Origin of the sequence: Labrys miyagiensis (assembly GCF_030160835.1) — a bacterium.
GTDB classification, from domain to species: Bacteria; Pseudomonadota; Alphaproteobacteria; order Rhizobiales; family Labraceae; genus Labrys; species Labrys miyagiensis.
Genome location: NZ_BSPC01000080.1, coordinates 19,336 through 43,043, shown reverse-complemented (window position 1 = coordinate 43,043; position 23,708 = coordinate 19,336). Strand labels below are relative to the sequence as shown.

Here is a 23,708-nt window from a genome sequence, read left to right as displayed (position 1 = left end):
TGGCGGTCTCCGACCGCCATCTTGGAAACGCGGTGTCTGCGGAAGGGTCGATGGCGGCCGGAGACCGCCACTCCATTATTCCGCAGCCTTCTTCATCTTCGCGGCGCGCTGCACGGCCTGCCACACCACCTGTGGCGACGCCGGCATCGGGATATCCTCCAATCCGATGGCATCCGTGATGGCGTTCATCACGGCCGGCGGGGCTGCGATCGCACCGGCCTCGCCGCAACCCTTGATGCCAAGGGGGTTGGACGGGCAGGCGGTCTTGGTCACGCCGATGGTGAAGGAGGGTAGATCGTCGGCCCGCGGCATGCAGTAGTCCATGTAGGATGCCGTCAACAGCTGGCCGTCCTTGTCATAGATCGCGCCTTCGAGCAGGGCCTGGCCGACGCCCTGGGCGATGCCGCCATGCACCTGGCCCTCGACGATCATCGGATTGATGAGCTCGCCGAAATCATCCACCGCCGTCCAGCGGTCGATGGTGGTGACGCCGGTTTCCGGATCGATCTCCACCTCGCAGATATGGACGCCGGCCGGGAAGGTGAAGTTGGTCGGATCGTAGAAGGCGCCTTCCTTGAGCCCCGGCTCGAGGTCCTGGCCGGAGAATTTATGGGCGATATAGGCCTGCAGCGCGACTTCCCCAAAGGCGAGGCCCTTGTCGGTACCCGCCACCGAGAAGCGCCCATCCTTGAACTCGATATCGCCTTCGGAGGCTTCGAGCACATAGGAGGCGACCTTCTTGCCCTTGGCGATGACCTTGTCGACCGCCTTGACGATGGCCGACATGCCGACCGCGCCGGAGCGCGAGCCATAGGTACCCATGCCGAACTGCACCTTGTCGGTGTCGCCGTGCACCACCGAGACGGAGTCGATGGGAATGCCGAGCCGGTCGGAAACGAGCTGGGCGAAGGTGGTCTCATGGCCCTGGCCATGGCTGTGCGATCCGGTCAGCACCTCTACCGTGCCGATCGGGTTGACGCGCACCTCGGCCGATTCCCACAGGCCCACGCCGGCGCCGAGCGAGCCGACCGCCGCCGACGGCGCGATGCCGCAGGCCTCGATATAGGCCGAATAGCCCAGGCCCCTGAGTTTGCCGGCACGTTCGGAGGCCCGGCGGCGGGCACCGAAGCCCTTGACGTCGTGCATCTCCATCGCCTTGTCGAGCGAGGCATTATAGTCGCCGGCATCATACATCATGATCACCGGCGTCTGGTGCGGGAAGGATTTGACGAAGTTCTTCCTGCGGAACTTGGCCGGATCCAGGCCGAGCTCGCGGGCCGCAACCTCGATCAGGCGCTCGACCACATAGGTCGCCTCCGGCCGCCCGGCGCCGCGATAGGCGTCCACCGGCGCCGTGTTGGTGTAGACGCCGTCCACCTCGGCATAGATCGCCGGGATGTCGTATTGGCCTGAGAGCAGCGGGGCGTAGAGATAGGTCGGCACCGACGAGGAGAAGGTGGACAGATACGCTCCGAGATTGGCGATGGTGTGAACGCGAAGCCCGGTGATCCTGTTGTTGGTGTCCACCGCAAGTTCGGCCTGGGTGACATGGTCGCGCCCATGCGCATCGGCCAGGAAGGCCTCTGAGCGGTCGCCCGTCCACTTCACCGGCCGGTTGATACGCTTGGCGGCCCAGACGCAGATCGTCTCCTCGGCATAGATGAAGATCTTGGAGCCGAAGCCGCCGCCGACATCCGGTGCGATCACGCGCAATTTGTTTTCGGGCGCGATGCCGACGAAGGCGGAGAGCACCAGCCTCGCCACATGAGGATTTTGCGAGGTGGTGTGGAGCGTATAGGTCTCGGTTCCCGAGTCGTAGTCGCCGATGGCGGCGCGCGGCTCGATGGCGTTGGGCACCAGGCGGTTGTTGACGATTTCCAGCCTGGTGATGTGCTTGGCCGCCTTGAAGGCGGCGTCCGTCGCGTCTTTCACGCCGAGATGCCAGCGGAAGACGGTGTTGTCTTCGGCTTCCGCATGGACTTGCGGAGCGCCCTTGACCTGCGTCTTGGCGGTGTCGGCGCTGGCAGGCAGCACCTCATAGGTGACGTTGATCGCCTCGGCGCCGTCCTTGGCCTGCGCCAGGGTCTCGGCCAGCACCACTGCGACATGGTCGCCGACATAGCGCACCTTGCCCTGGGCAAGCGCGGGATGGCCGCCGGCCTTCATCGGCGAACCGTCCTTGGAATGGATCATCCAGCCGCAGATCAGGCCGCCGATCTTGTCCTCGGCGAGGTCCTCACCCGTGAGGACCTCGATGACCCCGGGCATCTTGCGAGCCGCTGCGATGTCGATGGACTTGATGGCGGCATGTGCATGCGGCGAGCGCAGGAAATAGGCATAGGCCTGGCCTGCGCGGTTAATGTCGGCGGTGTAATTGCCCTTGCCGGTGATGAAACGGAAATCTTCCTTGCGGCGCACCGGTGCGCCCACGCCCGTGGCGGTCATAGCGTTCTCTCCACATCGTCGTTGATGACAGGACGAAGCCGCTTCGTCGGCGGCCTTAATGTCCCCGGCAAAGCGCGCTTCGCCGAAGAAACGAGCGGGAATCCAACAGAAAAGGACGGCTTACTCGGCCGCCTGTTGCATCCCGCTTCCTGTCATGGCCCTGGCGCCGGCCGCGACGGATTTGACGATGTTGTGGTAGCCGGTGCAGCGGCAGATATTGCCTTCCAGCTCATGGCGGATGGTCGCCTCCTCGAGCTCCCCGCCAAGACGATGCACCATGTCCACGGCGGTCATGATCATGCCGGGGGTGCAGAAGCCGCATTGCAGGCCGTGATTGTCGCGGAAAGCTTCCTGCATGGGATGAAGCTGGCCGTTGTTGGCCAGGCCTTCGATGGTGGTCACCGCGCTGCCCGAGGCCTGGACGGCGAGGGTGGTGCAGGATTTGACAGCCTTGCCGTCCATATGCACCACGCAGGCGCCGCACTGGCTGGTATCGCAGCCGACATGCGTGCCGGTGAGCCTGAGATGCTCACGCAGGAATTCAACCAATAAAGTACGTGGATCGACATCAGCCGTAATCTCTCGTCCGTTGACGAGAAGCGACACGGAAGCCATAGGGTCCTCCAACCGGTTCGCGACCTGTTGTCCCTTCTGGTGCCCCGTACCCGTCATTGGGCCTGCGGAACGAGAGACTCTCATAAAGCAGATCGGAATGATTCCAGTCTGGACCCCGGTTTTTGGGCGGTCAAGTGACAAGCTTGAAAAGATGGGGTGCGATTTCGCGACGTTTTCAGTCATTTTGGCGAAGTTTGGCGGCGACCGAAAGCCGGTGCGGCAAAAGCACAACACTCGCCTGAAATCACGGCCCCGACACGCGGGAATGGTAGCCATTCCCATAATCATCTCGAAATTGTCGTAGAGTCTGACTATAAGCGCGCCAACGAACCCTCGAGTCTGCCCATTTTGGAACCACGTACCCCCCGAACCTCCGAACTTCTCGCAGCGATCGCGTCGGCGGAAGGGGATGAGCGCATCTATTTCGGTGACCTGACTGTCGCCATGCGGAACCGTGCCTTCGGCATCCTCTTCCTGCTGTTCGGCATTCCCAACTGCCTGCCCATGCCGCCCGGCATTCCCGTCATCTGCGGTATCATCGTGGCCCTCATCGCGGCGCAGATGGTGATGGGGCGCGACAATCTCTGGCTGCCGCAGTTCCTCGCCAAGCGCAGCTTTGCCCGCAAGGACCTGCAGCGCATCGTCACCAAGGCTGAACCCTGGATCCAATGGGTGGAGCGCTTCGCCAAGCCCCGTTTGTCCGTCTTCGCCGATGCCCGCTCGCGGCGCATCGTCGGCATCGTCGGGCTGATCCTCGGCCTGGCGCTGCTCCTGCCGATCCCGATCATCGGCAATATCCCACTGGGCATTCCGATCTGCATCCTCGGCCTCGGCTTGGTGGAGCGGGACGGCGCGGTGATCCTGGCCGGCTATATTGCCACCAGCCTCGGCCTGCTGATCACCGCCGGCCTCGGCTACCTGATTTTCCAGGGCGCGCTGGCAATCTTCTGAGCAGCATGTCAGGCATGTCGCGGCTGGCCAAACAGGGAAACGGCCGCGATTGTTGCTCCGTACGAAGGCGTATCGCCTGTCCGCGGCAAGTGTTCCAGCCCCGTTCCACCGCCTGCAGCGGATCGCGGGCCATCGACTTGACGGGGAAACGCTGATTGCGTGTCACAATGCCGGCGGCTTCACCATTTGGCCCGGTCTTGTCCGTTGCGCGTCGGGGGTTCTTTTCAATGGATCGACAGCCCGTGCGCGTCCCACTCGCCGCGCGGCACGGCCTGGCCCACCTTGTAGTCCAACGTGATTACCTTCATGCGGTCGGGCGTGGCCGAGCAGGTGAAGGAATACTGATACCACATGCCGCCGCTGCGAAAGGCGCCGCCATCGCCTTTCAGCACGTCGCCTGAAATGGCGGGATCGCCCAGGGCATAGGCGATGACGCTGTCCGGCTTGTTGTACGGCTGCCCGGCCCGGCGCAGGCGCTCCATCAGCTCGATGTCACAGACCTGCTGGAAGCGGTCCGATGGAGCGAGCTTGGCAAGGCCGGCTTCGGTCTTGCTTTGCCGATTTGTCTGGCGGGCGAGGACAGGGGAGACGGCAATAGCCAACAGGGCGATCGAAACCAGTATTCTTTTCATTCTTCCAGTCCGGCAAACAACACCAACGCCCTTGGCGCCATGAAAGCCCAAGCGGCCGATAACCCCGACAGCCTCGATCTAGCCTCGAATTGCGCCCTAATCTCGATGGAGGCTTTTGCGCTCTCCGGCAAGATCAGGGCGGAGCCGGTCCCCAGGACCGATTCCGCAGCGCAACCTAATGTCAGGCTTTGATATTGTCGATCTGATATTAGGGAGAGGCCTGCCCTTGGGAAAGGCATGCGGAAGCCTACTTCTTTGTGCGTGTTCAACCCTCGCGTGCCGCGTCGACGCTGTAGGGGCCAGGGCCGGCGAAGACCAGATAAAGGAAGAAGAAGCAGTACAGGATCGCGGCATCGCCCCCGTTCAGCGCCGGAAAGAACGACCTGGGAAAGTGGGCCATGAAATAGGCGAAGGCCATTTCGCCCGACAGGATGAAAGCCACGGGGCGGGTGAACAGGCCAAGCGCAATGAGCAGCCCGCCAAGCGCTTCCAGCACGCCCGCAAACCACAACAGGCTGAAGGCCGCGATCGCATGGTCGCCGGCAGGAAAGCCGAAGAGTTTCTGCGTGCCATGCTCCATGAAGGCCAAGCCGACGACGATGCGCAGCAGGGAGAGGATGGCGGGAGCATGCAGGTGCAGCCCGGTTTCTGAAGACGATTGCGACATGAAGGACCTGTGATAGTACGGTTGCATGTCGGAATAGTGGGACAAGCCGCCTTGCGCCAGACAGGTCAGGCGGATTGAGGATCACATCCGATCACGAAGAGGTGTGACTTGCCTGCGCTCCCAGGATCTCTCACTCCACGTCCAGCACGCCGCTCTTGCCAGTGGCGTAGGGCGGGCGCGGGATGGCGATATGGGCGGCGCGTAGAGCCGCGGACCAGCGCTCGCGCAGGTCGTGGTAATAGGGTTCGCCCGGCTCGATGCGGTGATTGATCTCGGCCTTGAACGCATCGCGCCGCGCCACGAGGATGTCGATCGGCATGCCGACGCCGAGATTGGAGCGCATGGTCGAATCCATCGAGATCAGGCCCACCTTCAGGGCATCGCCGATATCGGTGTTGTAATTGACGGCGCGGTCGAGGATGGGCTTGCCGTATTTGTGCTCGCCGATCTGCAGATAGGGCGTGTCGACGGTCACCTCGATGAAGTTGCCGGCGGAATAGATCATGAAGAGCCGCATCTTGCCGCCCTTGATCTGGCCGCCGAATAGGAGGGCAACGTCGAAGCGGCCGTTATGCTCCTCAAGGCTCCTGCCGTCGGTGGCGTAGACGGTGCGGATGGCACGGCCGATCAGCTGCGCGGCCTTGAACATGCTCGGCATGGTCAGCAGCGTGTCAAGCGCGCCGGTGTCGGGGTTCTCGATGCCCTCCTGCAGATAGTTGAGCACCGCCTGACTGACGGAGAGGTTGCCCGAGGTGCACACGACCATGATGCGCTCGCCCGGTTCCTCGATGACATGCAGCTTGCGGAAGGTAGCGATATTGTCGATGCCGGCATTGGTGCGTGTGTCGGCGATCATCACCAGGCCCTCGCGAACCGAAATTCCCACGCAATAGGTCATCGACTTAACTCCAGGTCCGCCACTACAGGTCCGCCGCCGGGCGACACGGCGTGAAACCGAGCCGGGATAGAACCCTCATGCGCGGCGGCCATCCCATAGAGCAAGATTCGAAGGGCGCAAACCGGCAAATGACGTTGGGGCGGCCGAATACTCAAAATGCGTTGTTCATTCGAGCCGCAGACCGCTCAGTGTCCCTCGCGGGTCCGCATACTCGAATAGATCATGCGGATGACCAGGATAAGCGTGGTCAGCGCGATGAGCACCACCGAGATCGAGGCGATTGCCGGATCGATATTGTCGCGCACGCCGCTCCACATCAGGCGCGGCAGGGTGATGGCGTTGACGCTGGTGATGAACAGCGTGACGCCGATCTCCTCCCAGGACAGCACGAAAGAGAGCATGGCTGCCGTCAGCAGGCCGAACTTGATGTTGGGCAGGATGATTTTCGTCGCGCGTTGCCAGACCGTGGCGCCCATGCCGCGGGCGGCGAGATCGATGCGCCGGTCGACCTGGCTGAGCGCGACCAGGATCAGCACCACGCAGAAGGGCACGATCATCACCACATGGGCGAGCGCCACTCCGAGCCAGGTGTCGTAGCCGACGAGGTTGCTCACCTGCGATAGGGCCGTCAGCAGGAAATAAAGCGTCATCGCCGAAACTACCGGCGGCACGATCATCGGCAGCAGCACGAAGCCGACGATCGCGGCCGTGAAACGCGGACGAAACATCCAGATGCCCAGGGCGAACAAAGTCGCCAGCGTGGTGGCGATGGCGCTCGAGACCACGCCGATGCGAATGCTGAGCAGGATGGAATTGCCCCAGTCGGGATTGGTGAAGAGTTGCTGGTAGTGCACCAGCGAGTAATGGCCGTTGGGCATGGAGAGGTAGCGTGCCGGCGTGAACGACACCGGCACGACAGCGAGCAGGGGCATCAGCAGGAACACGGCCACCAGAACGGCGGCGGTGAGGGCGATCAGGCCGGGCCGGTGCGCCGTCATCGCGAGATCCCCGTGTCGCCGAGGCGGGCATAGCGGAAGAGCAGACCCATCAGCACGGCGACGATCACCACCAATGTGACGCTGATGGCGGCGCCGAGGCCCCAGTCGGGGCTCTGGAACATGCGCAGGTAAATGATCTCGGCCGCCATGATCGAGCGCCCGCCGCCAAGGATCGCCGGCGTCACGAAGAAGCCGAGGGCGAAGACGAAGACGATCAGCGTGGCGCCGATGATGCCGGAAAAGGTCATCGGCACGAACACCGACCAGAAGATGCGGATGGCGCCGGCGCCCATGCCGCGGGCGGCCAGGAAGACGCGTTCATCGAGGCTGCGCATGGCGGAGGCCAGTGGGAAGACCGCGAAAGGAATGAGGAAATGTGTCATGCCGACGATGACGCCGAACTCGTTGCGCACCAGCGTCAGCGGTTCGCTGATGAAGCCGAGGCTCTGCAGCCAGCTGTTGATCAGGCCGCGACTGGAGAGCAATGCCAACCAGCCGAAGGCACGCGTCAGCACCGAGATCCAGAAGGGGATGAGGATGCACAGTTCCGCGATGCGCTGCTGCAGCGGCGTACCGCGCACCCAGACATAGGCGATCATATAGGCGGTGATGACGGTGAGCACCGTGACGGTGGCGCAGATGCGGAAGGTGCGCACGAACACCGAGAGGACGAGCGGATCAGCCGCCAGACGGCCATACTGGTCCAGGCCCGGTGAGGGCAGGGTGACGCTCCATTCCGCCACACCGAGGAAGGGCACGACATAGACAAGCGTCAGGAAGGCCAGCAAAGGGCCGGTGAGAGCGAGGAAGGAGAAGACGGTGGTGGGCTTTGGCACACGTTGCCTCAATCGGGAAAGTCCGGGTGCACGGGCATCCTGCCCGTTCTTCCGTTGCCGCCAGCGCGGCGGTCCAAAAACGGGCAAGATGCCCGTGCACCCGGAATGATCACGCCGAGATGATCTTCGTATAGGCATCCAGCGCGGCGCCGTAATTGTCGGCATACCAGTTCATGTCGAGCGCCACCTGCTTGCTGATATTGGCGGGATCGACCGGGTTGATGCGCTTCTTGTCGTTCGGGATGAGGGCGTCGGTCGCCGGGTTGGCGGGGCCCTGGCCGAGCATGTTGAACATCACCAGCTGCTTCTGCGGATCCTGGGAGCTGGCGATGAACTTCATCGCCGTGTCCTTGCCGCCGGGATTGTTCTTGATCACCGCCATGGCGCCGGGAGAGATCAGGCCCTGGTCCCAGATGAACTTGATCTGGCCGTTGGAATCCTGCTCCATGACCGAGGCGCGGGTCGACCACACGAGCGCCATCGAGGCGTCGCCGTTCATCAGCACCTGCTGGCTCTCCGCGCCGCCGCCCCAGTAGGAGACGATATTGTCCTTGAAGGCGGCGATCTTGTCGTGGGCGCGCTTGAGGTCGAGCGGGTAGAGCTTCTCGGGAGCGACGCCATCGGCGAGAAGGGCAGCTTCCCACATGCCGGCGCCCCATTTGTAGAGCGAGCGCTTGCCCGGGAATTTCTGCACATCGAAGAAATCGGCCATGCCGGTGGGCACCTTGTCTCCGAATTTCGAGGAGTCATAGGCGATGACGTAGGAGAAGAAATAGGTCGAGGCGGCGTAGTCCCAGCCGAAGCCCGGGCGGAATTTCGACTTGTCGACGACCTTGTAGTCGATCTGTTCGATCATGCCCTGCTTGCCGAGCGAGATGGCGGAAAAAGGATCGGCGTCGACGATATCCCAGGTCGGCTTGCCGCTCTTGAACTGGGCAGTGATGCCGCCCTCCGTCGGCCCGGTGCCGTCCTGCTTGACGACAACGCCGGTTTCCTTCTGGAACGGCACCCCATAGGCCTGGTCATAAGCCTTCACGGCATCGCCGCCCCAGTTGACGAAGACGAGCTGGCCGCTGTCGGCGCGGGCCTGGCCGGCGCGCAGGGCGAAGGGGGCGCCGGCCAGGACCATGGCGGCGAGCTGGGTGAAGCGACGGCGGCTGATTTCGCCGCGCTCGACCTTGGAGGCGAGAATTTCGAGACAATCTTTCTGGAACGCTTCGTTCATGGCCTGGATCCCCTGTTCGATGGTCTGGATGTAGATGTTTAGATTGCTGTTCTATCTCTTTGTTATCGTTCGCTTGGTTCCGACTTTCGGGAGACTCAGGCCTCCTCGGGCAGCAGGAAGCCCTTGTCCTTGGGCCAGGTGACCCAGAGCTGCGGCCCCTTGCGCAGCGCCTCGGCGGCCCGGTCGGTGGGCAAAGTGAGACTGAGCGGCGTGCCGCTGCTCGTCGTCAGCGAGATCTTGGTCGCCGGGCCGAGATAGGTGGAGGAGGTGACGGTGCCGGCGAGGCAGTTCAGGCTGTCCTCCTTCGGCGCGGCGGCGACGTCCATGTGCTCGGGGCGGATGGCAAGGATGCCGGTCCTGCCCGCATGGCTTTGCGAAGGCACGTCGAGCACGCTGCCGTCGCAGGATCCCCGGGCGCTGTCGTTCTCGCGCTGGACGTCCTGCAGCGGCAACAGGTTGATCTCGCCGAGGAACTCGGACACGAAACGGCTGGCCGGCCGCTCATAGACGTCCTGGGGCGTGCCGACCTGAAGCAACTGGCCATGGTTGAAAATTGCCACGCGGGACGAAAGCGACAGCGCCTCGCTCTGGTCATGCGTGACGAACACGAAGGTCGTGCCGAATTCCTGGTGCAGGCGCTTCACTTCTTCCTGCATCAACCCGCGCAAGTGCTTGTCCAGGGCCGAGAAAGGCTCGTCGAGCAGCAGGACAGGCGGCTCGAACACCAGGGCGCGGGCGAGCGCCACGCGCTGCTGCTGGCCGCCTGACAGTTTGGTGGGAAGCTTGCGCTCATGTCCGGCGAGGCCGACCCGCGCTACCATATCGGCGACGCGCTTGCGGGTCTCCTCGGCGGGCACTTTGCGGATGTTCAGCGGGAAGGCGATGTTCTGCTCCACCGTCATATGCGGGAAGAGGGCATAGCCCTGGAACACCATGCCGAAGGCACGCTGTTCGGCGGAGAGATTGGTGATGTCGGCGCCGTCGCGGGTAAGGCGTCCGTGCGTCGGGCGCTCGAATCCGGCGAGGATCATCAGGAAGGTCGTCTTGCCGGAGCCGGAGGGGCCGAGCAGCGTCAGGAATTCGCCGCGCCCGATGTTCAGCGACAAGTCGCGCAAGGCCCGGAAGCTGCCGAAGGTCTTGCCGATGCCTTCGGCGCGAATTTCAGCGGCAGCATGCTCGGTGACCACTGGTCCGGCTGCCATATCCAGCGCTGCTCCTGCGCCCTGCGCCATGCATATACCTCCATTCCGATGCGAAAGCCTATGCGTGATTTTCGTTCACGACAATTGAATGTTGTTGCCTCTCAGGAAAAATTCCATTCACCCCAACTGCGCAGAGTGCGTCAGGCATAAGCGGGTTTGAAGGTGGGGCTCGTCTGCGAAAGGCAGGCCTTCAGCCAGTCCGCAAAGGCTGTCGAGACGGCGTGTCCGGTCTTGGCATGCTCCATCACCAGAAAATATGACCGCGGAGACTTGATGGCCCGATCGAAGGGGCGGACCAACTGCCCGACCATCAAGGCGGTGCGGCAGGTCAACTCGTCCCCCATCGCAATGCCCTGGCCCGCGATCGCCGCGGCAAATACCAGATTCATATCGGAAAATATGATACCGCATTCCGTATTGGGGTGCTCGACATTTGTGAGGGCGAGCCAGCGCGTCCAGTCGTCGAAATCATCGAGATGGAGAAGGGGAGTGCGCAGCACGTCGGCCGGTTCGTTGAGGCCGCCGACCTTGTTGAGAAGGGCCGGGCTGCACAAAGGTGTGAACTCCACCTCGCAGAGCAGCGCCACCGCCCGGTTGGGCCAGTTGCCGTCCCCGAACGCAATGAAGATGTCAACGTCGGGATTGCTGACGTCATCGAGCTTGCGCGGCGTCACCAGGCGCAGCGAGACATCCGGATACAGGTCCTGGAATTCGGCGATGTGGGTGCATAGCCACAGCGAGGCAAAGCCGGGCGTGCAACTCACGGTCAGCGAGCCGCCGACGCCCTTGTTGCCATATTGCACCGAGGCGTCCCCGATGACCGTCAGGGCCTTGCGCACTTCATTGGCATAATGGCGGCCGCGCGCGGTGAGGGTGACGCCCTTGCCGTGGCGCTCCAGCAGGTCGAAGCCAAGGTCGCGCTCGAGCAGGCGCAACTGGTGGCTGACGGCGCTACGCGTCAGGAAGAGCTCCTCGGCGGCGCGCCAGACGCTGCCGTGACGGGCGAAGCTGTCGAGGGCCCGCAGGGCCTGGGTCGAGGGAATACGCAAGACAACTCCTGAAGCGGCGGCTCCCTTGTCAAGCAAGAGGTGGGCCAAACGTGAATGGAATTTGCCGAAACAGCCAATACATATCACTTTTTGTGAGCTGCATTCACCGCTTATCCTTTGCCAAGCAAGGGAGGAAGGCGTGACGAGCGCGGCCCAGTCAACGGCTCTGCAACATGTCGAGGCCGGCAAAGCCGATCTCTCGGCCTGGACGCGCACGATCTTCGATTTCGGCGAGACGGCCTGGCGTGAGTACCAGTCGGCCGCCTGGTATGTCGATACCCTGCGCCGGCACGGCTTCAGTGTCGAGGAAGGTTCGGGCGGCATGCCCACGGCCTTCTGCGCGCACTGGACCAGCCCTGCCGGTGGTGGCCCCACCATCGGCCTCTATGCCGAATACGATGCGGTGCCGGGCAATTGCCAGGATGCCGCCACCGTCAAGCGCCCACGCCCGGGCCTCAGCGAACATGCCGGCGGCCACACCGATCCCCATTCGGGACTGGGCATCTCCGCCCTCGGCGGCCTGCTCGCCACCCGGCATGCGATGGAGCGCCACGGCCTTGCCGGAACGCTGCGCTTTACCGGCGAGCCCGCCGAGAAGGTGAGGGGCTCCAAGCCCATCCATGCCGCCAAGGGCTATTATGACGGCCTCGACGGCATGCTTTCCTTCCATCCCTTCTACATGCTGCCGCTCTGCAACACCGTGCGCTGGGAGACCCATTGCGGTGCCGCCTATGCGATGATCTACCGCTTCATCTGCGACGAGCCTGAAGCCTGGACGCGGGCCGCCGGCGCGCCGATCCCGCAGTCTCACTCGGCCATCCGCGCGCCCGGCGCCAATGATGCGCTGATGATGATGTACATGGCCTCCAAGGCACTGCGCGATTCCATGCTGACCCATCAGGGCGGCTGGTCGATCAGTGAGGCCATCCTCACGGCGGGGCAGGCGACGGCCGACAACCTGCCGGCGGGGCTTGCCGAGATCCAGTACATGATCCGCGTGCCCAGCCTCGACATGGCCGAGCAGGTCACCGGCATGCTCGACCGCAACGCCCAGATGGCGGCCTCGATGACAGGCTGCCGGGTGGAGCGGCACTGGGTCTGCAAGTCACGGCCCGGCCTTGCCAATCACGCCATGGCCGGCGTCGTCTGGGATGCTTTCAAGACTGTGGGGCCGCCGCTCTGGGGCGAGGAGGCACGTGGGATTGCCCGGCAGATCCAGGCCAATCTTGGCCTGGAGCCGATGGAAAATCCCTTCCTGGCCGAATGCGAGCGCCTGATCGAGCCCACGGCCGCCGAGGCCATCCTGCGTCGGGACCTGCCGCCCTCCCAGCTCAATTCCACCTCGGACGACTATACCGACATGAGCTGGCATGCTCCGACCGCACGCTTCTACGTAGCGCGGCCGGCCCTGCGCGCGCCCGAGGGCTTCACCTATCCCGGCTGGGTAATGAATGCCCTCGGCGGCATCCCCGAGACGATCGATCCGATGGTCGTGTGCGCGGCCAAGACGCTTGCGCTGTCGGCCCTCCGCCTGGTCGAGGATGGCGAGGCGCGACGCTCTGCCCGACGCGAGTTCGAAGAGCGAACAGGCGGCGGCATCGGCGGCTCGAACTGGATCGCGCCGCTTGCCGACTATCCCCCGCCCATCGGTTTCCGCTGGCCCGAATACATCACCACCATTCGCGGGCGCGAATGGTGGATCCCCACATGATCGAGAGGAATGGACATGGCCTATACTGACCAGGACGATGGTTTCACCCTGCGCCGGCGCAACCTCGCCGGCGGCACCAAGCCTCTGAAAAACTGGGGTTTTCGCAACGAGACCGACAGGTTGACCGATGTGCTGCTCGGCTCGCCCGCTTATCTCAGGCACCTTTCCACGAGCTCCCTGTCGCGCAAGCACCTGCGCGAGGCGCCCGCCAACATCCAGGCGGCGCAGGCGCAGCACAAGGAACTGGTCTCCGCCTATGAGCATTTCGACGTGAAGGTGCATTGGCTGGAGCCCGAAGTCGAGCTGCCGATGCAGGTCTATTCGCGCGATTCCAGCGTGATGACGCCCTATGGCGCCGTCATCACCGCCATGGCGAACTGGTGGCGGCGCGGGGAGAACTACGCCGCCATCCGCGCCTATGAGAAGATGGGCATTCCGATCTACGACATGGTGACGGCGGGCACCTTCGAGGGCGGCGATTTCAACGTCATCGAAGAGGGCTGCGTCCTCATCGGCTGTGGTGGCGCCCGTACGCAGGAAGAGGGCGCACGGCAGGTCGCCGGCTGGTTCGAGAAGGAGGGCTGGGAAACCCGCATCGCCTTCATCGACGAATATTATGTGCATATCGACCTGATGGTGGTGCCGATCGCGCCGAAGCTGACCGCAGTATGCCTAGCCTGCACCGAGCCCGGCATCGTCGACTGGCTGAAGGGCAAGGGCCACGAGATCATCGACGTGCCCTTCCAGGACACGATGGCGCTCGGCTGCAACTTCATGTCCGTGGGCAATGACCGCGTCATCGCACCGACCGCAAGCAAGAGCCTGATCGGTCAACTGCGTGCCCGGGGCTTCGAGGTTGCCGCCGTCGACATGAACGAGATATCGAAAACCGGCGGCGGCATCCACTGCATGGCGCAATCCCTGCGCCGCGCGGCCTGAAGCCGCTCCAACCCCTGCAGGAAACCGATGGCAGAACAGGATCATTCCCTCCCGACTGGTGTCCTCGAGGCTCTCGCCGCGATTGTCGGCGAGGCCCATCTCCGCCTGGGCGAGAAGATCCGCGAACTCGACGTCGGCGAAGATCCGAACAATCTCGGCGCCTCCGCCCTCGTCTCGCCGGCCAGCACGGCGGAGGTTGCGGCGGTGGTGGCGCTGTGCGGCCGGTATGGCGTGCCGATCGTGACGCATGGTGGGCGTACCGGCCTTGTCGGTGGTGGGACCTCCAGTCCTGGTGAGGTCGTGCTCTCGACCCGCCGGATGAACCGCATCGAGCGGCTCGATCCCGATGAGCGGGTGGCCGTAGTCGAGGCCGGCTGCGGGCTGCAGGCCTTGCAGGAGGCCGCCCTGCCGCATCGCCTCGACCCCGGCATCGATCTTGCCGCCCGAGGCACGGCAACCATCGGCGGCATGATCTCAACCAATGCCGGTGGCATCATGGCCTTCCGCAATGGCGTGATGCGCCACCGCGTGCTCGGCCTGGAGGCGGTGCTTCCGGATGGCTCCATCTATTCCGATCTCACCCGCGTGGTGAAGAACGCCGCCGGCTATGATCTCAAGCATCTGCTCATCGGCGCCGAAGGCACGCTCGGCATCGTCACCAGGGCGGCGCTGAAGCTGGAGCCGCTGCCGGCGGCGCATGCCGTCGCCCTGTTCGGCTTTCCATCCGTCGCGGCAGCGCTGGCCACCCTGCGCCGGGCCCTCGCCGCCGGGGTGGGGCAGTTGCGCGCGGCCGAGGCGATGTGGGCGAGCTATTTCCATCATGTCGCCCGGCATTTCAACTGGTCCGCCCCCGGCTTCGACATGTCCCAGGCCGTCTATGTCATTCTCTCCTTGGGTGGGGCCGACGAGGAGAGCCTGCAGGAAGAGCTTGCCGCGATCCTCGTGGATCTGCAGTGCGACCATCCGCAGATCACGGCGGTGCTCGCCGGCTCTCTCGCGCAGGAGCAGGCTATCTGGCGGTTGCGCGAGGAATCCGGCGTCATCTATCGCGACCATCCGGATGCGCCGAGCTTCGATGTCTCCGTGCCCCTGTCCGAGCTCGATGCCTATGTGAATCGTATCACCGCTGGGCTTGCCGCAATCGAGGAGGGGCTGGCGCCCTTCGTCTTCGGCCATCTCGCCGATGGCAATCTCCACATCATGCTGAACCGCAGTGCCGAGGCGACATCCGCACCGGTGCTGGCGGCTGTCGAGGGCGTGCTCTACGACAATATAAGGGCGCTCGGCGGGTCCTTCTCGGCCGAGCATGGCGTCGGTTCAAAGCGCATCCATGCGCTCTATGCCACGGCCGATCCGGTCAAGCTCAGGCTGATGCAGTCTGTCAAGCAGACGCTCGATCCTGCCGGCATCCTGAATCCCGGCAAGGTCGTCGATGTCTCGCGACTGCCGGGTTGAAGCCTTGCCTGCGGGCCTTGCTTCCCTGATGTCGGCCTGAAAGGATCGCGACGCCAAGGGAGGACACTCGGTGAGCGACATCACACTCGGTGAGATCACCATCGCCGCGCCGATCGGCGATGGTACCGGTGAAGGCGCAGTCTGGAAGGCCGACGAGGCCGCGGTCTACTGGACCGACATCACCCGCTTCCTCATCCACCGTTACGACACGGCCACTGCGTCCGTGAAGACCTGGCTGTTCCGGGAGCCGGTGGTGGCGCTGTCGCTCACCAGCGATCCCGCGCGCTTCCTGGTGGCGCTCGGCTCGCGCCTGATCCACTGGTGGCCGGCGCAGGACAAGCGGCTCGACCACGGCTTCGAACTGCCGGGCTCGCCGGGCGTGCGCCTCAATGACGGGCGCAGCGATCCCGCCGGCAATTTCTGGGTCGGCTCCATGCGCAACAATGTCGGGCCCGACGGCGAGGCGCTGGAGGCGGGAGGAACCGAGGGCAAGCTCTTTCGCGTCGCGCCCGATGGCGCGGTACGCATCTTCCGCGAAGAGCTGATGATCTCCAACACACTGTGCTGGAGCCCCGATCGCAGCCACTTCTATTTCGGCGATACGATGCGAAACGTCATCTGGGAATTCGGCTATGACCTGGCTAGCGGCGATATCGGCGAGCCGAGCGTCTTCTTCGAAGGTTTCGATCGCGGCTATCCGGACGGTTCTGCCATGGATTGCGAGGGATATCTGTGGAATTGCCGCTATGGCGGGCGTTGCGTGGTGCGTGTCGCCCCCAACGGCAAGATCGATCGCATCATCGATATGCCGGTCAGCAATATTACCACCTGCGCTTTCGGAGGAGCGGACCTGAAAACACTTTATGTGACCTCCGCCCGCGCTCCCAATGAACGGCTTTCGGGCTCTCTCTTCTCGATCAGGACAAGTGTTGCGGGTCAGGAGGAGGGCGTGTTCTTTCTGTCCTGACGTTCAATTTGAGCCGGTTTGAACAGAAGTGGGCGACAGGCGCAGCCAGCTAAGTCATTCAGGCGCACCTTTTGTGACGAACTCTGGTAAACGATTACCAAGGCGTCTTGCGCTTGGCTCAGCTTCCGTTGCGTCCGCTGCTTACGCTTAGACATTATCTCCAAAGGGGAGGGGAGTGCTGTCTCGTTAGTCGAGGAGCAAGAATCCTTCGGCGGTGTCTTCATTAAATCTGGCTACCTATTCCGATTAGTGCTTGCTACCTACAAAGAAAGATAGTTCACTCGGCGCCGAGTTGCCGGTCTGTCTTGGCAGCCTGAGTCTAGGTGCGAGCAGAAATGCCCACGGAGTGAGGTTGCACGACGGATTTGTAGTTGAGTTGCGACGATGAGAAAGGAGTATTGGCCTGCCACTTGCGGGCTTCGTCGAAAGTAATGCGTGCGGAGCACAGAACAAACATAATCTTGGAGAGGAAAATGTTCGTGATCTGGCCTGTCGTTATATCGATGACGCTAGGTGTTCTTTGTGGATCCTGGATACCACTGTTTCATTTCGTAATAGTCGCTCTCGTCGAAACCGTTGGGAGCGCGCTCGTAGTTTGGCTTTCTGGCCATGATATGCTGACCGCTATTCTTGGTCTGCTCGCGGTCGGAGTGGCTATACAGTTTGGTTACGTATTCGGCATACTCGGCGCATTTGCGGTCTCCCGGCTCTGGCCTAAGACCCAGATGTCCATGGTCAAATACGCGCCGAAACACGATACGAGCCTGTGATGCTCGTGGGTGTTTGTTAACGAAAGCCTAATAGTCCACAGCTTTTCCCCAGATTTTTTCGGGCCTGTTTCTGTGGATTATGAGGAGATCCATCCGGCTGAAGCCGATGGCAAGCGAGGTGTCCAGCGAGCCGGATCTGCCGGGCTGGGCGGTGTGGTGTCTTCCACACGCACTTGATTTCCCCAAAGTCAGGCATCCCTAGACTTCCGCAGGTCGGCGGTAGCATGGTGCCGGTCGTGTCAGGCAATTCGATCCCCGAAGCCGGCCAGGGTGCTCGGCCGCATTCTCGCGTGATCCCTCAGCTCTGGGATTGGCGCTGCTCCTGACGCGGGGCGGTCTTCTCGCCGATGTCGAAATGAACTTCGAGGCTCTCGCCTTCTCCGCCATAATGGGCGCCCCGTACCGGCGCGGCACTGAGGTAGTCGAGCCCGGCGGCGACGCGGATATGATGTACGGTGGGGCAGATCTGCAGCGAGGGATCGAAGCCGACCCAACCCAGTCCTTCGGCATAGGTCTCGGCCCAGGCATGGCTGGCGCTGCCGGCGTCGCCGTCGGTTTGGTAGAGCAGGCCGCTGACATAGCGCGCCGGGATCTTCAACTCGCGGGCGCAGGCGATGAACAGATGAGTGAGATCCTGGCAGATACCTTTGCGCCTTGCGAAGATCTCGGCGATCGGCGTGGCCGCCTGCTTGGCGTCGCGGCTCCATTCGACACGGTCGTGGATCGCCTCCATCAGCGCATGACTGGCGGCAAGCGCTCCCTCCCCCGGGGGCACGACCTGCCGGGCGAAGCCGCGGATCTGCTCGTTGGCCGTGGTGAGATCGGTATCGCGCAGATAGAGCGAGACGGGGAAGCGCTCGATCACGCCATGCAGCACGCCGGCATGATCATGCGTCTCCACCTCGCCCTCGACGCGCACATGCATGGTGTCGATGCTGCCGCTCGCCGTGAAGGCATGGGTGATGTTCCCGAAGGCGTCCTCTGCCACGGTGAGGCGCACATCCTGGTCGATATCGATACGCCAGCGTACGACATGCTGCCCATCATGGGAACGCGGCGTCAGGCGCAGCGTCTGGGTGACCGACTTTGCCGGGCGTTCATAGCGATAGGCTGTCTCGTGGGCGACGCGAATACGCATGCGAGTCTCAAAAGTTCAGTTCAGATACTGCTCGGCGATGGCCGTGCTCAGATTGTTGTTATCTGTAATGAAGTCCGTGACAAAATCATGCAGGCCGGACTGGAAAACCTCGTCGATGCTCAGATTCTGCAGCCGCGACTGGGTCACGCGCACCAGGCGCTGGGCCGGGCCCTGGCGGCCATAGACCTGGGAAAGCTGGTCGAGATTGCCGCTGAGGTTTTCGTAGCAGGACGCGAGCGAGCGCGGCATCTGGGTGTTGAGCGTCAAGAGGTCGGCCACCAGCCAAGGCTTGAGGCTCTCCTTGTAGACCCAGTGATAGGCCGTGAGGGCTGAGACGGCGCGCAGGATCGCCGTCCACTGGAAGTAGTCGAGGCTGCCGCCGACGCTTTCCGAGGGGGGCAGCAGCACGTGATACTTCACGTCGAGGATGCGGGCGGTGTTGTCGGCGCGCTCGAGGAAGAGGCCGAGGCGCGCGAAGGCATAGGCATCGTTGCGCAGCATGGTGCGGTAGGCCGAGCCGTCGAACATCAGCGACACGCCCTTCACCCATTCCAGGAAGCGCGCCACTTCCTCGCGGCTCATATGGGCGGAGTTGTAGTTCTTGAGCTGCAGCCAGGCGTCATTGATGGTCGACCACATCTCGGCTGTCAGTGCGGTGCGCACGCCGCGGGCGTTGGAGCGCGCCATCTCGAAGCAATTGCGGATCGAGGAGGGGTTGTCCGCCGAGAAGGCCAGGAACTCCGTCACCGTGCGCTCATTGGCTTCCTCGTGCTTGGCGAAGAAGGCCGGGCCACAGCCGGCGGTCTCCACCGCGCTCTCCCATTCGGTGGTAACGCCGCCATAGGAGGCGGGGAGGGAGGACAGGCGGTAGGCAGCATCGAGGATGCGCGCCAGATATTCGGCCCGCTCCACATAGCGGGCCAGCCAGAAGAGGTTATCGGCGGTACGCGACAGCATGTCTATTCGTCCGTAGAGCGTTGAAGGCAGGAGGGCGATGTGAAGCGGACAGCCATCATCGGTCGAGAATCCAAATCTTCATCGGTCAAGAATCCAAGTCTTCATCGGTCAAGAATCCACGTGTCCTTGGTGCCGCCGCCCTGGCTGGAATTCACCACGAGCGAACCTTCTTTCAGCGCCACGCGTGTCAGGCCGCCCGGCACGATGCGGATCTTGTCGGAGCCGGTAAGCACGAAGGGGCGCAGGTCCACATGGCGCGGTGCGACACCTTCCTCCACATAGCAGGGGCAGGTCGACAGGGCCAAGGTCGGCTGGGCGATATAGCCGAAGGGATGGGCCTCGAGCTTGGCACGGAATTCGGCAAGCTGCTCCTTGGTGGCATGCGGGCCGATCAGCATGCCGTAGCCGCCGGAGCCGGAGACTTCCTTGACCACCAGGTCCTTCAGATTGTCGAGCACATAGGCGAGCGACTCCGGCTCCCGGCAACGGAAAGTCGGTACGTTCTGCAGGATGGGATCTTCGCCCAGGAAGAAGCGCACGATGTCGGGCATGTAGGAATAGACGGCCTTGTCGTCGGCAACGCCGGTGCCGACGGCATTGGTCAGCGTGATATTGCCGGCACGGTAAGCTGTCATCAGGCCAGGCACGCCAAGCGCCGAATCCGGGCGGAAGGCGAGGGGGTCGAGGAACTCGTCGTCGATGCGCCGGTAGATCACGTCGACGCGGCGCGGGCCTTCCGTGGTGCGCATATAGACCACTTCGTCCCGAACGAAGAGGTCGCGCCCCTCGACGATCTCGATGCCGAGACGGTCGGCCAGAAAGGAATGCTCGTAATAGGCCGAGTTGTACATGCCGGGCGTCAGCAGCACCACCACCGGATCCTGCGAGGCCGAGCGCGGCGCGATGGAGCGCAGGGTGGCGAGAAGCTCGTCCGTGTAATTCTCCACCGGTGCGATGCGGTGGCGCGCCACCACCTCGGGGAAGAGGCGCATGGTGACTTCGCGGTTCTCCAGCATATAGGAGACGCCGGAGGGGGTGCGGGCGTTGTCTTCCAGCACGTAGAAAGTATCGGCGTCGACGCGCACGATGTCGATGCCGGCAATATGCACATAGACGTCGTGCGGCACGCTCTGGCCGGACATTTCCGGGCGGAAAGCGGGGTTGTTGAAGATCAGGTCCTCAGGCACCACGCCGGCGCGCACCACTTCGCGTTTGCCGTAGACATCCTTGATATACATGTTGAGCGCGCGCACGCGCTGTTCGAGCCCGCGCTTGAGCGTGCCCCATTCCTGGGCCGCCAGGATGCGTGGAATGATGTCGAAGGGGATCAGGCGTTCGGCGCCGTCCTTGTCGCCATAGACGGCAAAGGTGATGCCCATGCGGCGGAAGAGGAGTTCAGCCTCATTGCGCCGGTGGGTCAGAAGTTCCTTTGGAGCAGTGGAAAGCCAGTGCGCGAGATCGGCGTAGGCAGGGCGTATCGTGCCGTCGCTCAGGGTCATCTCGTCAAACGCCACCATCCACTCCTCCACAAGTGCAGCTCGCGACTAGTTTTAGCGAGATCGACCGGCGCGGCAAGCGGTCAATACACGTGATACAGGCTGAATAGGAGGAGGGGTCGTCTTTGCCTACCAACAGTGCAGCCTGCCTCTGCCCATAGGTCATAATGGCCTAATAAATGTTCTATGAGGGCGACGGTTTCTGACGGGATCGCCCGAAATATAGTTGCCGCCCCAGAAGGGGAAGCCGTTGCTGCCTGGCTCAGGCCGCCAGGCCGATCTCATTGCCCATGGCGCGCGACAGGTTCGCCGCCAGGGCATCGATGGCGGCGCGCACCCTGAGGGGCAGATGGGGCGAGCTTGGCCATAGAGCGTGGACATCGAAGAGCAGCCCGGGAATGTCGGTGAGCACGCGCACGAGTTCGCCACGGCGCACCTGACCGGCGATCAGCCAGCAGGGCAGCCAGGCGATACCCATTCCGCCCGCCGTCGCGTCGGCGATGACATCGAGAGCGTCGAACTGGAAGCGGCTCCTGGGCATGATTTCCAAGGGAGCGCCCTCCGGGACCGGGAAGAGCCAGGCACGCGGCTGGCCTGCCCGCATATAAATCACCGCATCATGCTCATGCAGGGCGGCAATGGTCTGGGGTACGCCACGCTCGCGCAGATAAGTGGGCGAAGCGCACAGGGTCATGCGTTGCTGGGCGATCCGGCGGGTCGTGAGGCTGGCGTCGGATTCCAGTGCGCCATTGCGGATCGCGAGGTCGAACCCATCCTCGATGAGATCCACGCGGCGGTCGGAGAGATTGAGATTGAGTTCGAGGCGCGGATGCTGCGCGGCGAGCTTGAGCAGCAGCGGCGCGACGCAATGGCGGCCGAAGAGGGCGGGCATGCTGACGCGCAGGCGCCCGGAAACCTCGCGGCGGCCGCTGTCGAGCATGGCCTCGCCGTCGCGGATCTCGGCGAGGGCGCGCAGGCAGCGCTCGTAGAAGATCTGGCCGTCCTCCGTCAGGCTCTGGCTGCGCGTGGTGCGGTGGAAGAGGCGCGCGCCCAGCCTTTCCTCGAGCTTGGCGACGGTCTTGCCGACGGCCGAGCGCGACAGGTTCAGCCGCTGCGCCGCCGCCGCGAAGCCACCAGCCTCGACGGCTTCGACAAACACGGCGACGCCGGTCAAACGATCAGTCATATCTGCCTCATTGGAGAATTTTAGGAAGCGATATTGAGAAATCTTATCGCCACCGGTTCCGCATAAGCAACAGTAGATTTCGACTCCTTCGCCAACAGACAGTCGATGGAGTTGAACATGAGTGAGACCATGAGGCGCTGGTCGATGGACGCGGTGGGGCGGGATCGCCTGAAGCTGGAAACCGTCGAAAAGCCGAAGCCCGGGCCGGGCGAGGTGCTGGTGCGCGTCGCCGCAGCGTCCCTGAATTACCGCGACAAGCTGGTGATCGAGACGGGCTTCGGCCTGCCGCTCGCCTTTCCCTTCACGCCGGCTTCCGATCTGGCGGGCGTGGTCGAGGCGGCGGGTGAGGGTGCGGCGCGCTTCAAGCCGGGAGACCGGGTGATTTCCGCCTTCATCCCCGAATGGATCAGTGGCTTGAACAAGGGCAACGCCCGCACGCCGCCTTACCGCACGCTGGGTGGCATCTTTCCGGGGGTGCTGTCGGATTATGTCGTCTTCCCGGAAGGCTGGTTCACCGCCACGCCGGCGAGCCTTGACGACGCGCAGGCCAGTACCCTGCCGGTGGCCGGGGTGACAGCCTGGTTCGCCTTGATGGAGCGAGGCGGGTCGCTGCTGGGCAAGACGGTGGTGATCCAGGGCACGGGCGGCGTCTCCCTGTTCGGCCTGCAACTGGCCAAGGCGGGCGGCGCGCAAGTGATCGTCACCTCCAGCAGCGTCGACAAGCTGGCGCGCGCCAAGGCGATGGGTGCCGATCATGGCATTGACCGCAGCCAGGAGGACTGGGTCGAGGCGGTCCTCAGGCTGACCGGGGACCGTGGCGCCGATCATATCGTGGAGATCGCGGGCGGCGCGGGCCTCGGCCGCTCGATCCAGGCCGCGGCGATGGGCGGGCGCATCTCCGTCGTCGGCGTGATGGAGGGCTTCGAGGTCTCCGGACCGGTGGGGCCGATCATGCTCAAGGGCCTCACCATCCAGGGCATCGGCGTCGGCCATCGCACCGCGCAGGAGGCGTTCGGCCGGGCCGTGGACGATCTTGGGCTGAAGCCGGTGATCGACCGACGCTATGCCTTCGAGGATGTGCAGGCGGCGCTCGATCACCTCGATCGCGGGGCGTTCGGCAAGATTGTCGTCGATGTCGGGTGAGACACCCGGGGGAGCGACCGGCAGCTCCATAGGCACCGCTCATTCCTGAACGATCCCCAGTTGTCCGGTCGGACCACCCGCCAGCGACCCGGCCAATCGACAGCGCACGCTCTGGCATCCTCCTCCGCCGATGACACTGGCGTTGGATTTCGTTGAACAAAAAAAGAACTAATCTTGATTTTTTCTCGTTCCCGTGTTCTCATCCGTCTTGGAATGAGGCGTCAGCAGCCGGCGAAGGAACGACCCGGCTCCGAACCCTCCATCCACCCCGACAGCCTATCCAAGCGGTAGGCGCGCGGCGGTCAGCTTCTCTCGAAGCCGGCTTCCGGGGGGTGACGAGCGGGACAGACGGGATCGGCACACCATGGAAGTGCCTCGCGATGGCAGGACCACGCGATCAAGATCCCGGGACGGAGCGGGACGGGCAA

General features: G+C 63.5%; 21 protein-coding genes. 7 read left to right on the top strand and 14 right to left on the bottom strand.

What is annotated here, in order from left to right; translation table 11 throughout:
• Positions 1-75: 75 nt before the first annotated feature.
• Positions 76-2,445: a xanthine dehydrogenase family protein molybdopterin-binding subunit gene (locus QQL24_RS33300; RefSeq protein WP_284316625.1), complete on the bottom strand. Its 2,370-nt coding sequence runs from the start codon at positions 2,443-2,445 to the stop codon at positions 76-78.
• 120 nt (positions 2,446-2,565) lie between these two features.
• Positions 2,566-3,060: a (2Fe-2S)-binding protein gene (locus QQL24_RS33295; protein ID WP_284316624.1), complete on the bottom strand. Its 495-nt coding sequence runs from the start codon at positions 3,058-3,060 to the stop codon at positions 2,566-2,568.
• A gap of 348 nt (positions 3,061-3,408) precedes the next feature.
• Here QQL24_RS33295 and QQL24_RS33290 point away from each other — a divergent pair, with 348 nt between their 5' ends.
• On the top strand, positions 3,409-4,011 hold the full coding sequence (locus QQL24_RS33290) for an exopolysaccharide biosynthesis protein (RefSeq protein ID WP_284316623.1): 603 nt from the start codon (positions 3,409-3,411) through the stop codon (positions 4,009-4,011).
• Between the two features lie 224 nt (positions 4,012-4,235).
• Here QQL24_RS33290 and QQL24_RS33285 read toward each other — a convergent pair whose 3' ends face one another.
• The 8 genes from QQL24_RS33285 to QQL24_RS33250 all read right to left on the bottom strand — a co-directional run bounded on the left by QQL24_RS33285 (position 4,236) and on the right by QQL24_RS33250 (position 11,518).
• Positions 4,236-4,643, bottom strand: coding sequence for a DUF930 domain-containing protein (locus QQL24_RS33285; protein ID WP_284316622.1), 408 nt, complete (start codon positions 4,641-4,643; stop codon positions 4,236-4,238).
• A gap of 265 nt (positions 4,644-4,908) precedes the next feature.
• Entirely contained in the window at positions 4,909-5,310 is a 402-nt protein-coding gene (locus tag QQL24_RS33280; RefSeq protein ID WP_284316621.1) for a DoxX family protein, read from the bottom strand.
• Between the two features lie 130 nt (positions 5,311-5,440).
• Positions 5,441-6,208, bottom strand: a complete 768-nt coding sequence (locus tag QQL24_RS33275; RefSeq protein ID WP_284316620.1) for a proteasome-type protease — start codon at positions 6,206-6,208, stop codon at positions 5,441-5,443.
• Between the two features lie 185 nt (positions 6,209-6,393).
• Entirely contained in the window at positions 6,394-7,206 is an 813-nt protein-coding gene (locus tag QQL24_RS33270) for an ABC transporter permease (protein ID WP_284316619.1), read from the bottom strand.
• Positions 7,203-8,042: an ABC transporter permease gene (locus QQL24_RS33265; RefSeq protein ID WP_284316618.1), complete on the bottom strand. Its 840-nt coding sequence runs from the start codon at positions 8,040-8,042 to the stop codon at positions 7,203-7,205. The genes QQL24_RS33270 and QQL24_RS33265 overlap by 4 nt, the downstream gene beginning before the upstream one ends.
• 109 nt (positions 8,043-8,151) lie before the next feature.
• A complete protein-coding gene (locus QQL24_RS33260) occupies positions 8,152-9,267 on the bottom strand; it encodes an ABC transporter substrate-binding protein (protein WP_284316617.1) in 1,116 nt (371 codons plus the stop codon).
• Positions 9,268-9,362: 95 nt separating this feature from the next.
• Complete coding sequence (locus QQL24_RS33255) at positions 9,363-10,469, bottom strand: ABC transporter ATP-binding protein (protein WP_284316616.1); 1,107 nt, start codon at positions 10,467-10,469, stop codon at positions 9,363-9,365.
• Between the two features lie 140 nt (positions 10,470-10,609).
• Positions 10,610-11,518: a LysR substrate-binding domain-containing protein gene (locus tag QQL24_RS33250; protein ID WP_284316615.1), complete on the bottom strand. Its 909-nt coding sequence runs from the start codon at positions 11,516-11,518 to the stop codon at positions 10,610-10,612.
• 139 nt (positions 11,519-11,657) lie between these two features.
• On the opposite strand from QQL24_RS33250, the gene QQL24_RS33245 reads away from it, so the two are divergent.
• The 5 genes from QQL24_RS33245 (at position 11,658) to QQL24_RS33225 (ending at position 17,360) form a co-directional block, all read left to right on the top strand.
• A complete protein-coding gene (locus QQL24_RS33245; RefSeq protein ID WP_284316614.1) occupies positions 11,658-13,229 on the top strand; it encodes a zinc-binding metallopeptidase family protein in 1,572 nt (523 codons plus the stop codon).
• 15 nt (positions 13,230-13,244) lie between these two features.
• Positions 13,245-14,168 carry a dimethylarginine dimethylaminohydrolase family protein gene (locus QQL24_RS33240; protein WP_284316613.1) on the top strand — a complete coding sequence of 308 codons (924 nt, stop codon included), beginning with the start codon at positions 13,245-13,247 and terminating at the stop codon, positions 14,166-14,168.
• 27 nt (positions 14,169-14,195) lie between these two features.
• Entirely contained in the window at positions 14,196-15,623 is a 1,428-nt protein-coding gene (locus QQL24_RS33235; RefSeq protein ID WP_284316612.1) for an FAD-binding oxidoreductase, read from the top strand.
• 70 nt (positions 15,624-15,693) lie between these two features.
• On the top strand, positions 15,694-16,590 hold the full coding sequence (locus QQL24_RS33230) for an SMP-30/gluconolactonase/LRE family protein (RefSeq protein WP_284316611.1): 897 nt from the start codon (positions 15,694-15,696) through the stop codon (positions 16,588-16,590).
• 473 nt (positions 16,591-17,063) lie between these two features.
• On the top strand, positions 17,064-17,360 hold the full coding sequence (locus QQL24_RS33225; protein ID WP_284316610.1) for a hypothetical protein: 297 nt from the start codon (positions 17,064-17,066) through the stop codon (positions 17,358-17,360).
• A gap of 298 nt (positions 17,361-17,658) precedes the next feature.
• Here the strand turns inward: QQL24_RS33225 and QQL24_RS33220 are convergent, their stop codons facing one another.
• The 4 genes from QQL24_RS33220 to QQL24_RS33205 form a co-directional block, all read right to left on the bottom strand.
• On the bottom strand, positions 17,659-18,498 hold the full coding sequence (locus QQL24_RS33220; protein WP_284316609.1) for a transglutaminase family protein: 840 nt from the start codon (positions 18,496-18,498) through the stop codon (positions 17,659-17,661).
• Positions 18,499-18,513: 15 nt separating this feature from the next.
• On the bottom strand, positions 18,514-19,455 hold the full coding sequence (locus tag QQL24_RS33215) for an alpha-E domain-containing protein (RefSeq protein ID WP_284316608.1): 942 nt from the start codon (positions 19,453-19,455) through the stop codon (positions 18,514-18,516).
• A 101-nt stretch (positions 19,456-19,556) separates the two neighbouring features.
• Positions 19,557-20,972: a circularly permuted type 2 ATP-grasp protein gene (locus QQL24_RS33210; RefSeq protein WP_284316607.1), complete on the bottom strand. Its 1,416-nt coding sequence runs from the start codon at positions 20,970-20,972 to the stop codon at positions 19,557-19,559.
• 241 nt (positions 20,973-21,213) lie between these two features.
• A complete protein-coding gene (locus QQL24_RS33205; RefSeq protein WP_284316606.1) occupies positions 21,214-22,137 on the bottom strand; it encodes a LysR family transcriptional regulator in 924 nt (307 codons plus the stop codon).
• 117 nt (positions 22,138-22,254) lie between these two features.
• Between QQL24_RS33205 and QQL24_RS33200 the strand changes: the two genes are divergently transcribed.
• Positions 22,255-23,280, top strand: coding sequence for a zinc-dependent alcohol dehydrogenase family protein (locus QQL24_RS33200; protein WP_284316605.1), 1,026 nt, complete (start codon positions 22,255-22,257; stop codon positions 23,278-23,280).
• The last annotated feature ends 428 nt before the right edge of the window (positions 23,281-23,708 follow it).

What these genes read in the sequence shown, in the direction of transcription:
- QQL24_RS33300 (WP_284316625.1), bottom strand. Translation starts at nt 2,445, where the DNA reads ATGACCGCCACGGGCGTGGGCGCACCGGTGCGCCGCAAGGAAGATTTC.
- QQL24_RS33295 (WP_284316624.1), bottom strand. Translation starts at nt 3,060, where the DNA reads ATGGCTTCCGTGTCGCTTCTCGTCAACGGACGAGAGATTACGGCTGAT.
- QQL24_RS33285 (WP_284316622.1), bottom strand. Translation starts at nt 4,643, where the DNA reads ATGAAAAGAATACTGGTTTCGATCGCCCTGTTGGCTATTGCCGTCTCC.
- QQL24_RS33280 (WP_284316621.1), bottom strand. Translation starts at nt 5,310, where the DNA reads ATGTCGCAATCGTCTTCAGAAACCGGGCTGCACCTGCATGCTCCCGCC.
- QQL24_RS33275 (WP_284316620.1), bottom strand. Translation starts at nt 6,208, where the DNA reads ATGACCTATTGCGTGGGAATTTCGGTTCGCGAGGGCCTGGTGATGATC.
- QQL24_RS33270 (WP_284316619.1), bottom strand. Translation starts at nt 7,206, where the DNA reads ATGACGGCGCACCGGCCCGGCCTGATCGCCCTCACCGCCGCCGTTCTG.
- QQL24_RS33260 (WP_284316617.1), bottom strand. Translation starts at nt 9,267, where the DNA reads ATGAACGAAGCGTTCCAGAAAGATTGTCTCGAAATTCTCGCCTCCAAG.
- QQL24_RS33255 (WP_284316616.1), bottom strand. Translation starts at nt 10,469, where the DNA reads ATGGCAGCCGGACCAGTGGTCACCGAGCATGCTGCCGCTGAAATTCGC.
- QQL24_RS33240 (WP_284316613.1), top strand. Translation starts at nt 13,245, where the DNA reads ATGGCCTATACTGACCAGGACGATGGTTTCACCCTGCGCCGGCGCAAC.
- QQL24_RS33235 (WP_284316612.1), top strand. Translation starts at nt 14,196, where the DNA reads ATGGCAGAACAGGATCATTCCCTCCCGACTGGTGTCCTCGAGGCTCTC.
- QQL24_RS33225 (WP_284316610.1), top strand. Translation starts at nt 17,064, where the DNA reads ATGTTCGTGATCTGGCCTGTCGTTATATCGATGACGCTAGGTGTTCTT.
- QQL24_RS33220 (WP_284316609.1), bottom strand. Translation starts at nt 18,498, where the DNA reads ATGCGTATTCGCGTCGCCCACGAGACAGCCTATCGCTATGAACGCCCG.
- QQL24_RS33215 (WP_284316608.1), bottom strand. Translation starts at nt 19,455, where the DNA reads ATGCTGTCGCGTACCGCCGATAACCTCTTCTGGCTGGCCCGCTATGTG.
- QQL24_RS33210 (WP_284316607.1), bottom strand. Translation starts at nt 20,972, where the DNA reads ATGGTGGCGTTTGACGAGATGACCCTGAGCGACGGCACGATACGCCCT.
- QQL24_RS33205 (WP_284316606.1), bottom strand. Translation starts at nt 22,137, where the DNA reads ATGACTGATCGTTTGACCGGCGTCGCCGTGTTTGTCGAAGCCGTCGAG.
- QQL24_RS33200 (WP_284316605.1), top strand. Translation starts at nt 22,255, where the DNA reads ATGAGTGAGACCATGAGGCGCTGGTCGATGGACGCGGTGGGGCGGGAT.